Here is an 11,400-nt window from a genome sequence, read left to right on the forward strand (position 1 = left end):
GGTGCCGCGCGAGATGGGTCGCGCGTGCGTCGAGGTCGGCATAGCTCAGGCGGGTGTCGCCCCAGCGCAGGGCGTCGGCGTCGGGCCGTTCCCGCACCTGCCTGGCGAAGGCCGCCGTCACCGTCTCGGTTCCCGCCGTGGGGGCGGGCGCCGACAGCGCATCCGCCACGCCGTCGGCCGGCATCGGGATCGCGCCGAGGCGGCTCTCGGCATCCTCGGCGAGCGCTCCGACGAGGCCCGCCAGCAGGCCGGCGAGTTGCGCGGCCTGCGCGTCCGAGAAGCTGGCGCGGTCGTGATCGATCCGGATCTCCAACCGCTCGGCAGTCGCAAAGATCGAAAGCGTCAGCGGATAATTGGTGAGATTCAGGTGGCTCAGATCGCTGAAAGCCGCTCCCGACAGGACGGCATCGACCGGGTAGTTCTCGAATACCAGCAGCACGTCGAACAGTGGCTGTCCCGGCCGGCCGGCCCAGCGCTGGATCGCGCCGAGGGGAGTGTGCTCGTGCTCGCGCAAGGCGAGGTTGCGGTCTTGCAGCGACCGCAGCCAGGGGCCGACCGGCGCCTCGGGTGCCGCCCGCTCGACGACCGGCAGGGTGTTGATGAACAGGCCTAAGGTCGTCTCGGCGCTTGCCAGCTCGGCCGGGCGGCCCGCGACCGTGACGCCGAAGGCGACGGAAGCCTGCCCGGTGAGGCGGGTGAGCAGCAGCGCGACGGCGCCCTGGACCAGGGTGTTGAGGGTGACGCGCTCAGCTCCCGCGAAGGCGCGCAGCCGCGCGAGGGCATCGCCCGCGAGAGCGGTCCGAACCGTGCCGACTCCGTCCTCCGGGTTACGCCGGCCGAACGCCTCGGCGAGCAGGGTCGGCTCATCGAGGGCAGCAAGCTGTTGGCGCCAGAATGCCTCGGCGGCGGCGAGATCGCGGGTGCCGAGCCAGGCGATGAAGTCGCGGTAGCGGCCGGGGGCAGGCTCGGAGACCCCGCCGAGCACTTCGGCGAGGAGTCGTGCCGAGGACCAGCCGTCCATCAGGATGTGGTGGCTGGTCCAGATCAGCCGGTGGCGCGACCGGCCGCCGGGCGCGTCGTCGAGGCGGATGAGGCGGACGCGCTGGAGCGGGACGGTATCGAGGGCGAAGCCCGCCTCGCGCTCGGCACGCTCGGCCGCGACGGGATCGATGCCGGGCCCGTCCTCGCGAAGGACGGCGAACGGGCCATCGCGGTGGACGACCTGGAGGCCGGGCCCGTCGATGCCGCGCCAGTGGATGCTGGTGCGCAGGACGGCATGCCGGCGCGTCGCTGCCGCCCAGGCGGTGTCGAGACGCGCCGGATCAAGGCCGGTCACCGTCACGGCGATCTGGTTGACGTAGGTGCCGCGGCTGGCCTCGTCGGCGAGGGCGTGGAACAGGATGCCCTGCTGCGCCGGCGAGAGCGGGTAGATGTCCTCGATCGTGCGCGGATCGAGGGCGGCGGCGGTGAGCAGCGCGTCGAGGCTGGCCTGGTCAAGCCCGGAGACCGGGACGTCGGAGGGCGTCAGCGCGGCGGCAGCGCCGGTGCAGTGGGCGACGACCTCCTCCAGCGCCTCCGCGTAGGACGCCGCCAGGGCCTCGATCGCGGCGCGGTCGTGCTGCCGGCGCCCGTAGCGCCAGGACAGGTGCAGGCAGCCGTCCCGCACCTCGCCGTCGATAGAGAGCGGGCGCGTCAGTGGTGCTTTCGCGGAGCGCGACGGCCCGGGATCCTCGGGCGCCCGGGCGAAGGGTGCCCCGGCCCCGAGGCTGTCCTCGAACTGGCCGAGATAGTTGAAGACGATATCCGGCGCCGGGAGACCGGCCAGCGCGTCCCGCTGTGCCGCGGTGCCGAAGCGGGCGAGCCAGCCGTAGCCGAGGCCGCGGTTCGGCACGGCGCGCAGGCGCTCCTTGACGGAGCGGATCAGGTCGCGCGTCCCGAGGCCGGCGCCGTCGAGGCGCAGCGGGAAGGCGGTGGTGAACCAGCCGACCGTGCGCGACAGGTCGATGCCCGGGACGATGTCCTCCCGGCCGTGGCCTTCGAGCTCGATCAGCGCCGAGTCCCGGCCCGACCAACGGCCGAGGGCCCGCAGGAGGGCGGCGAGCAGCAGGTCGTTGACCTGCGTGCGGTAGGTGGCCGGTGCCTCGGCGAGGAGGCGGGCGGTCAGGCCGGCGGGCAGGCGGGTGTGGAGGGTGTCGGATTCCCCCAGGCACCCCGGTGCCTTTTGCGCCCACCCGGGTGCTTCTTGCCCGCGGCCGGTCGGAGCGGCCTCTCCATCTCCCTGACCGAGCCAGAACGGCAGCTCCGCATCGAGCCCGCCACCCGCCGTCCGCGCATGCAGCGCCGCGGCCCAGGCGGCGATGCCGTCGGTCGGAGTCCCGAGGGCGATCACCTCGTCCCTTTCGGCCTGCGCATAAGCGGTGGCGAGGTCGTCGAGCAGGATGCGCCAGGACACGCCATCGACGGCGAGGTGGTGGATCGCGATCAGCAGGCGCTGGCCTCCGTCCGGATACGCGACCAGCAGCGCCCGGATCAGCCGGCCGGCGGCGGGGTCGAGCCCGGTCTGGACATCGGTGCAGAGGGCGGTGAGCGCCTCCGCGCCGGCGGCCGAGTCCGTGCGCAGGAGGTCGGGCCCGGCCTCGTCCGGCCCCCGCGCAGCGCTCCAGCCGGACGGTCCCTCGACGAAGCGCAGCCGCAGGGCCTCGTGCCGGGCGACGACGGCCCGCAGCGCGCGGTGCAGCACCTCGGGATCGAGCCGGTCGCGGGGGATCAGCAGCAGGGCCTGGTTCCAGTGGTGGCGCTCCTCCGTCACGTCGGCGAAGAACCGGTCCTGGATCGGCAGCAGCGGGATCGCCCCGGCGGGCGCCTCCGCCGCAGGGCCCGCGGCAGCGGGTGCTCCCTTGACCGGTATCGTCCCGGCGACGGCGGCGAGGCTGCGGATGGTCTGCCGGTCGAAGATCTGCTTCGGCGTCAGCTTGATGCCGCGCTTGCGCAGGCGCGCGATCACCTGGAGGCTCAGGATCGAGTCGCCGCCGAGCTCGAAGAAGTTGTCGGTGACGCCGACGCTCTCGCGGCGCAGGACCTGGGCCCACACCTCCGCCATCGCCTGCTCGACCGGGCCCTCCGGCGCCTCGCTCCGCGCCGCGGCGGTCGCAACCGGGACCGGCAGGGCGTTGCGGTCGATCTTGCCGTTCGGGGTCAGGGGAAGCCGCTCGACCACGACGATATGGGCCGGCACCATCACCTCGGGCAGGATCCCGGCGAGGTCCGCCTTCACGGCGCTGCCGTCCGGCCGCCGCTCCGGCGCCGCTGTGACGTAGGCGACGAGCTGGCGCCGCGCCCCGTCCGGGGGGACGGGCTGGGCCAGGACCACCGCCTCGCGCACGTCGTCCCGCGCCAGGAGCGCGCGGGCGATCTCGCCGGGCTCGATGCGGTAGCCGCGCAGCTTGATCTGGTCGTCGGCGCGGCCGAGGAAATGCGCCCGCCCGTCGCGGTCGGCGCGCACGCGGTCCCCGGTCCGGTAGAGCCGGGCGCCGGGCGGCCCGGACGGATCGGGCACGAAGCGCTCGGCGGTCAGCCCCGGAGCGCCGCGATAGCCGCGGGCGAGGCCGACGCCGCCGATGAACAGCTCGCCCGTGACCCCGGTGGCGACCGGTGACAGGGCGCCGTCGAGAATATGGGCGGACAGGTTCGCGAGCGGGCGGCCGATCGGCGGCGCCTTGTTCTCCGGGCCGACCTCTTGCCCAACCTCTTGCCCGACCTCTTGCCCGATTTCCTGGGTCAGGGCGCCGACGGCGGTCTCGGTCGGGCCGTAATGGTTGACGATCCGCAGGCCGGGCCGCAGCCGCCGGATCTCGGCGACCAGGGCGGGATCGAGGGCCTCGCCGCCGAGCACCAGGACCCGCCGCGGCAGCACGGCGCCGGAGCTTTCCGCCTGGAGCAGCCCGCTCAGGTGGCTCGGCACGATCTTGAGGATGTCGACCTCCGCCCCGCGCATCCGCGCGGCGAAGCGCTCGGCGTCGAAGGCGTCGTCGCGGGGGACGAGGTGCAGGTGCGCGCCGCTCGCCAGCGCCCCGAACAGCACCGTGTGGCCGAGATCGGCCGCGACGGTCGAGACCATCGCCATCGAGCATCCAGCCAGCGACCCGCCCGCGGGCGACGCACCGTCAGGAGCGAGACGGGAGAGGACCGCCTGGACGTAGTTGGCAAGCGCTCCGTGCGGGACCGCGACGCCCTTCGGCCGTCCGGTCGAGCCGGAGGTGTAGATCACGTAGGCGATCTGGTCCGGGTGGAGCGGCGGCAGTGCCGCGTCGGTGTCCGGCGGCTCGCGGTCGAGATCGATCAGGTCCCGGTTCGTGCGCCCGGCGAGCCCCAGCGCCTCGCCGGCCGACAAGACGAGGTCGATGCCCGCGCCGTCGAGGAGCGCCCGCAGGCGCGCTTCCGGCCAGGCCGGATCGAGCGGGACGGCGGCGAGCCCGGCCTTCATCGCGGCGAGGACGCCGACGACGAAGGCGACCGAGCGTTCGGCCAGGAGTGCGACCGGCGTCTCAGGGCGAAGGCCCCGCGCCCGCAGCGCGCTCGCGAGGCGGTCCGAGCGCGCGTCGAGCACGGCGTAGGAGAGGTCTCCGGCTCCGTCCGTCACCGCGATCGCGTCGGGGTCGCGTGCGACGGCCCGGCGAAACAGCGCCGGGACTGTCGGGTCCGGATAGGCCGCGGCCTCGACCGGCAGGGCTTGGCCGGCACCCAGAGCGAGGCCGGACAGGATCCGCTCCGGAGCCTCCGCCACCTGGCGCAGCAGGTCGCCGAACCCGGCGGCGAGGCGATCGATCGTGTCCCGGTCGAACAGGTCGGTGGCATAGTTGAACGTCGCCCGCATGCCGCGCGGGCCGTCGACGACGTCGAGGGCGAGGTCGAAATGCGAGCCCGCGAGATCGATGATCTCGACCGTGGCGTCGAGCCCGGCGACAGCCTCGAAGCCCCGCAGTTCGGCCATGGAGTTGAACTTCGCCTGGAACAGCGGGTTGTGCGCCAGGCTGCGCTCGGGCTGAAGGACCTCGACCAGGCGCTCGAACGGCAGGTCCTGGTGCGCCAGGGCGGCCGCGAGCGTCTCGCGGGTGCGGCCGACGAGGGCGGCGAAGCTGTCGCGCGGGTCGAAGGTCGCGCGCAGGACCAGGGTGTTGACGAAGAACCCGATCAGCCCTTCGATCGCCCGCAGCCGCCGGTTGGCGGTCGGTACGCCGATGCGGATGTCGTCCTGGCCGGAATGGCGGTGCAGCAGGAGCCCGTAGGCGGTGAACAGCACCATGGCGATGCTCGCGCGCTCGCGTGCCGCCAGCGCCCGCAGCCGCTCGGCCAGGGCCGGCTCGATCGTGAGCCCGACGCTGTCGCCGCGGTGGCTCTGCGCGGCCGCGCGGGGCCGGTCGTGCGGCAGCGCCAGCACGGGCTGGTCGGCCCCGAGCGCGGCGCGCCAATACGCCAGTTGACGCTCGCCCTCGCCGGAGGCGAGCCAGGCCCGCTGCCAGGCCGCGTAGTCGGCGTACTGGACCGGAAGCGGCGCCGGCTCCAATCCGCGGTAGAGCTGCGCCAGTTCGCTGAGGAGCACCTCCATCGAGGCGCCGTCGACGACGATGTGATGGGCGGTCAGGACGAGGTCGTGGCTCGTCTCCCCGAGCCGGACCAGGCAGGCGCGCACCAGCGGTCCCTGCGTCAGGTCGAAGGGAGCGTCGAGCGCGTCCCGGACCAGGCCATCGCGGGCCGCCTCGCGCCGCCCGGGCTCGACGCGGCTGAGATCCTCGCGGCGGACCGGGACCGGCATGGTCGGATGGACGATCTGGACCGCCCCGTCCTCCCGGGCCTCGAAGGTGGTGCGCAACGACTCGTGCCGGCCTGCCACCGCGGCGAGCGCCCACAGGAGCTTGTCCGCATCGAGGGGGCCGGAGAGGCGGATCGACGCCGCCACCGTGTAGGCGGTGCTCGCCGGATCGAGCTGCCAGAGGAACCAGAGCCGGCTCTGAGCGTGCGACAGGGGCGAGGCCGCCCCGCGCGCCGCCGGGACAATCGGCGGGATCATCGGCCGGGCCGCCGGTCGCCGGGCGTCGAGATGGGCCGCGAAGGCCCGGAGCGTCGGATGCGCGAAGAACGCGCCGGGCTCGACTTCGATCCCGTGCCGCTCGCGCAGGATCGCGGCGGCCTGGCCGGCGGCGATCGAGTTGCCGCCGCGCAGGAAGAAGTCGTCGGTGCCGACAGGCAATGCGCCGCCGAGCACGTCCCGCCAGATTTCGGCGACGAGGGCTTCGGTCGCCGACAGGGGACCCTCGCCGGAGAGGGGCGGGGCGCTGCCACGAGCCTCCCCGGCGACGAAGACCGCGAGGCTGTCGAGGCCGCCCTCCCGGTCCCAGAGCGCCGCGCAGGCCGAGCGCTGGAGCTTGCCGCTCGTGGTCAGCGGCATGCCGCGGGGATTGAGAAGCACCACGACCGCCGGCGCCTCGCCGCAGAGCCGGGCGATCGCCCCCGCGACCGCGTCGTGCAGGGCCTTGGCCGGCACGAGCCGGGCGACGCCCCGGGCGAACTCGGCGGCGACGCCGATCCCCTCGCGGCCGTCGATCTCGACCGGGAAGGCGGCGACCCGGCCCGGGCGCACCGCCTCCACCGCGGCCTCGACGGCCTGCTCGATGTCCTGCGGAAACAGGTTCTCGCCCCGCACGATCAGCATGTCCTTGATGCGCCCGGTCACCGTGAGGGCTCCGTCGCGGACGAAGCCGAGGTCGCCGGTGCGCAGCCAGCGCTCGTCGCCCTCACGGACGAAGGCGGCCGCGGTCGCTTCCGGGTTGCGCCAGTAGCCGTCGGCGACGCTGGGGCCGCAGACCCAGATCTCGCCGAGGGTCCCGGCCTCGGCCGGCCCGGCGCCGTCGGCGCGCATGATCCGCACCGCGTGGTCGCGGACCGCGTGCCCGACGCCGACATGGCGCGCCCAGGCTCCCTTGTCCTCGCCCTCGCCCTCGGCCGGGACCGCCCGGCCGAGGGCGAGGGCGCCGGGCTCGAAGCGGCCGGTCGTGGCGCCCGCCCCGGGCACGCTCGCGGTCACGAGCAGCGTCGCCTCGGCGAGCCCGTAGCAGGGCAGGAACGCCGCCGGCGCGAAGCCGGATGCGGCAAAGCGCCGGGCGAAGCGCTCCAGCGTCGCGGGCCGCACGAACTCGGCGCCGCTGAAGGCGAGGCGCCAGCGACGGAGGTCGATCTCCGCCGCGGCCTCCGCGCCGATCCGCTCGGCGCAGAGCGCGTAGGCAAAGTCCGGCCCGCCGCTCACCGTGCCGCCGAAGCGCGCGACCGCGTCGAGCCAGCGCCGGGGGCGCTCGATGAAGCTGCGGGGCGCCATCAGCACCGTCGGGATGCCGAGATGGAGCGGCTGCATGAGCCCGCCGATCAACCCCATGTCGTGGTAGAGCGGCAGCCAGCTCACGAACACATCCTCGCGGCTCATCCGGAAGCTCGCGGTGATCGCGGTCTCGTTCGCCTCGAGGTTGGCGTGGGTGACGCGAACGCCCTTCGGCCGCGAGGTCGAGCCGGAGGTGTATTGCAGGAAGGCGAGGGAATCGGGGGCCGGCGAGGTCTCGCGCCACTCCGCCGCCGCCTCGTCCGGGACCGCGTCGACCGCGAGGAGGAGGGGCTGCCGGTCCGGCGGGAGGGCGGCGGCCACCGTGCCGCGCAGGACCTCGCTCGTCAGGACGAGGCGCGGCTCGGCATCCGCCAGGATGCCGCCGAGCCTGTCCGCGTGTCGCGCCCCGCCGCCCTCCGGCGGATAGGCCGGCACCGCGACCAGCCCGGCATAGAGGCAGGCGTAGAACGCCACGACGTAATCGATGCCGCTCGGCAGCAGCAGCACCGCCCGCTCGCCCGGCGCCGCCTGCGCCTGAAGATGGGCGGCGACGGCGCGGATGCGTGCGTCGAGGGCGGCGTAGGTCAGGTCGGCGACGAGCGCGTCCCCCGCGAGGAAGCGCACGGCCGGTGTCTCGGGCCGGAGGGCGGCGTGCCGGCGCAGCCGGTCGACCAGGGTGTCGTTGCGCATCTGCGTCTGAAGTCCGATCCTGACGCCGCCCGTGCGGCGCGCGTTCCTGCGCCGGCGACCCGGCGCATTCTTTCGGCATCCGTGGAGGCGGGCCGGCGGAGGCCCGCACGGCGCGTCACTGCGCGCTCTGCGCCTCGGCCATGGCGACGATGACCTTGCGCGGGCCCTTGAAGGGCGCTCGGCCATGGGCTGTGAGCATGTTGTCGAGCATCATCACGTCGCCGGCCTGCCACGGGAAGCTGATCCTGTGGCGCTCCAGCACGCCCCGGACGGCGTCGAGGGCCGCGTCGTCGATCGGCGTGCCGTCGCCGTAGAGCACGTTGCGCGGCAGGTCGGCCTCGTCCTCGACGATGTCGAGCAGGCTCTCGCGGACCTCCGGCTCCAGGTTGGAGACGTGGAACAGGTGGGCCTGGTTGAACCACACCCATTCCCCGGTGACCGGGTGGCGGGCGGCGCCCTGGCAGACCTGGCGGGTGCGCAGCTCGCCGTCCTCCTTCCACTCGCAGGCGATGGCGTGCTTCGCGCAGTAAGCCTCGACCTCCGCCCGGTCCTTTGTGCCGAAGACCTGTTGCCAGGGCACGTCGAGCCCGTTGCCGAAGTTGCGGACGTACATCAGGCCCTTGTCGATGAAGCGGCGCCGGATCGCCTCCGGCATGGCGGCGAAGACGGCGCGGCTGTCGGCGATCGGGGTCTCGCCGCCCTCGGGCGCAGCCTGCATGCAGTAGAACCAGATCTTCATCGGCCAGTCGCGGGTATAGGCCTGCTCGTTGTGGAGCGGAATGTGCTGGTGCGGCGGGTACTCGGTCGAGGTGTAGACGCCCGACGTCACCTGGCTGCGCGGGGTCGAGCCGAACTCGTAGGTGAGGAGCGGGTGGCCGAAATCCGCCGCGAAGGCGCGGAATGCGTCGGCATCGTCGAGGGAGAAGCCGCGAAACAGCACGCCGCCGCCCGTGCGCAGGTGCCGCTCCACGGCCTCGCGCATCGCCGGCAGGCTCGCCCCGAGGGCGAGGCCCTCGCCGGCTGCCTCGAACAGCATCGGCAGGGTGGTGCCCTCGAGGAGGGGGCGGACATGGAACGCGGTCATGCTGGCTCGAAGCTCCGTCGGTCTTGAAGATCGGGAGGCCCTGGGATCAGGAGGCCGCGCAGGCGGCAGCTTGGACGATGCCGGGCTTCCGCCCGCAGGGGCCGTCCGGATGGGCCTCAGGCAGGATGTGACCTGCCAGGTCGCAAGCGATCAGGTCGCGGCTTATCCGGTCGAGCACCGCGCCCTGGTGCGCCTGAATGAAGAAGTGGCCCCCGGGGAACAGGCTGAGGCCGAACCCGGTGGCGGTCTCGCGCCGCCAGCCCTCCAGCGCCTCGCCCGGCACGTCGTCCTGCTCGCCGCCCAGGACCCGGATCGGGCAGGGCAGGGGCGGGCGCGGACGGAACGCATAGGCGCCGCACATCAGGAAATCGGCACGCAGGACCGGCAGGACCATCTCCATCAGTTCAGGACTCGCGATCACCTCCTCCGGAGTGCCGCCCATGGCGCGCAGATCGGCGATCAGCTCGGTATCGGAGCGCGGCCGGCGCCAGGCGCGGTCGTCGCGCATCGCTGGCGCGCTCGTGCCCGAGGCGACGAGCAGCCGGGGCGGGGCCGCCCCGCGCCGGATCAGGGCATGAGCGAGTTCGTAGGCGACGAGCGCCCCGAGGCTGTGCCCGAACAGCGCGTAGGGCACTGCCGGGTCCGCGAGGCGATGCAGGTCGGCAAGTTCCTTGGCCAGGGCTTCGGCGAGGTGATGCGGGTCGACGGCGAACGGCTCGTCCGCACGGGTGCCGCGGCCCGGCAGTTCCACCGGGTGGATCGCGATCGCATCGGGCACGAGGAAGGACCAGCGCGCGTAGATCGCCGCGCTCGCCCCCGAATAGGGGATGCAGAACAGGCGGACCGGTGGGGCGGACGGGGTCACGCCGCGTCCGCTCCGCCGGCCTGCGCCTCCGCGTTCCCGTCCATGTGCCGGCGGAGACTCAAGGGGCGCATGTCGGTCCACACCTCGTCGATGTAGGCGAGGCACTCCTTCTTGAAGCCGGACTTGCCGACGGCGCGCCAGCCCGCCGGGATCTCCTTGAATTCCGGCCAGATCGAGTACTGCTCCTCGTGATTGATCACCACGAGGAAGGTGATGTCATCGCGGTCGAAGATCACGGCATCGCCTCCTGTTCTTCATTCCCGGTCGAAGCCTGTTCGAGAGCGACCCGCTCTCCGCCCCGGCGCTGATGCACCGCAGGCGAGAGAAGCGACGACGCCTCGTGGTCACTGTCGTGACCGCGTCGGCTTGGTTGCACCGGGATGACGAACGGCGGCGTCGGAAATTCAGGTGCGACGCCATTTTTTTTGTGGGACGGCACAGTGTGCCGGTGCGCTTGGCTGTCCGATGAGGCCAAGGAGGTGCTCACGGCATTTTAGGCGTCACAATAGAATCTGGCTCTCCAGGCTTGATTTCGCAGACGCATCCGAGGCGCTCGATCTGCCTCACGAGCGCCCTGGCGTGGGTGGTCGGTGCAGCCTTGCGGCCGTGATCGGGCCCGGAATCGATGGAAGCCGTGCCGGTCTTGAGCATGTGGTCGATTGCAGTGAGCATCGAGGCGGCCAGGGCGCAGATCGCCTTCTTGGGACCGCGCCGACTGCGCAGACGCTGGAACGGCGCCTTGAGGTGGCTCGCCTTCTTGCGAACCCTGCCCGGGCTGCCTGGACCAGGGCCGTCTTGAGCCAGGGCGCGCCTTGCGCAGCCGCGTCGAGGGGCGCTTGCCCGCACTCTTGTCGCTCCTCGGGCACAGCCTGGCCCGGGAGATCAGGTGGCCGGCGGTCGGGAAGCGGTTCATGTCGGGGCCGATCTCGGAGAGAAATACCTGCGCGGTGAGGTCACTGATGCCCGGGATGGTCGTCAGCCGCTTCACCGCTTCCCGGAAAGGGCCGAGGTCGCCCTCCACCTGTGCGTCGATCTCGGCGATCACCCGCCCCAAGCCGTGCAGGCCACGATGAACACCGAACCGGCCAAAGCCCTGTACCGGCAGCGCAAGCAGACCGTCGAGCCGGTGTTCGGCATCGTCAAGGCGGCAATGGGCTTCCGCCAGTTCCTGATGCGCGGGCTGGCGGCGGTCGAAGCCGAATGGACCTTGGTGGCGCTCGCCTGCAACGCCAAGCGGATGGCCAGGCTCTGCCCCGCATGACCGGACACCGCGCCCACCGGCACAGGTTGCCAGGAGCAACCCAAAACACTCATCACCCCTTAACCCGACAGACTGCTAAGCAGACTTGCGTTGGCAGGCCAACGCTTCGTCGTAACCGGGGCAAATTCGCG

6 protein-coding genes are annotated in these 11,400 nt (G+C 72.9%); 1 reads left to right on the top strand and 5 read right to left on the bottom strand.

Going from position 1 to position 11,400, the window contains the following annotated elements; genetic code table 11:
- From VP06_RS32615 to VP06_RS39125, 5 genes are all read right to left on the bottom strand, one after another.
- Positions 1 to 8,059, bottom strand: an 8,059-nt coding sequence (locus VP06_RS32615; RefSeq protein ID WP_048467980.1) for a non-ribosomal peptide synthetase, incomplete at its 3' end; no start/stop codon positions are given.
- 115 nt (positions 8,060 to 8,174) lie between these two features.
- Complete coding sequence (locus VP06_RS32620; RefSeq protein ID WP_082167761.1) at positions 8,175 to 9,143, bottom strand: TauD/TfdA family dioxygenase; 969 nt, start codon at positions 9,141 to 9,143, stop codon at positions 8,175 to 8,177.
- A 46-nt stretch (positions 9,144 to 9,189) separates the two neighbouring features.
- Positions 9,190 to 10,008: a thioesterase II family protein gene (locus tag VP06_RS32625; protein WP_063928484.1), complete on the bottom strand. Its 819-nt coding sequence runs from the start codon at positions 10,006 to 10,008 to the stop codon at positions 9,190 to 9,192.
- Positions 10,005 to 10,244, bottom strand: coding sequence for an MbtH family protein (locus tag VP06_RS32630; protein WP_197093344.1), 240 nt, complete (start codon positions 10,242 to 10,244; stop codon positions 10,005 to 10,007). Before VP06_RS32630 ends, VP06_RS32625 begins: the two co-directional genes overlap by 4 nt.
- Positions 10,245 to 10,501: 257 nt before the next feature.
- Positions 10,502 to 10,996, bottom strand: coding sequence for a transposase (locus VP06_RS39125; RefSeq protein ID WP_425350981.1), 495 nt, complete (start codon positions 10,994 to 10,996; stop codon positions 10,502 to 10,504).
- Between VP06_RS39125 and VP06_RS39130 the strand changes: the two genes are divergently transcribed.
- Positions 10,895 to 11,269 carry a transposase gene (locus tag VP06_RS39130; RefSeq protein WP_082167762.1) on the top strand — a complete coding sequence of 125 codons (375 nt, stop codon included), beginning with the start codon at positions 10,895 to 10,897 and terminating at the stop codon, positions 11,267 to 11,269. The genes VP06_RS39125 and VP06_RS39130 overlap by 102 nt on opposite strands.
- Positions 11,270 to 11,400 lie beyond the last annotated feature (131 nt).

Source organism: Methylobacterium aquaticum (assembly GCF_001043915.1).
Classification (GTDB): Bacteria; Pseudomonadota; Alphaproteobacteria; order Rhizobiales; family Beijerinckiaceae; genus Methylobacterium; species Methylobacterium aquaticum.

What these genes read in the sequence shown, in the direction of transcription:
- VP06_RS32620 (WP_082167761.1), bottom strand. Translation starts at nt 9,143, where the DNA reads ATGACCGCGTTCCATGTCCGCCCCCTCCTCGAGGGCACCACCCTGCCG.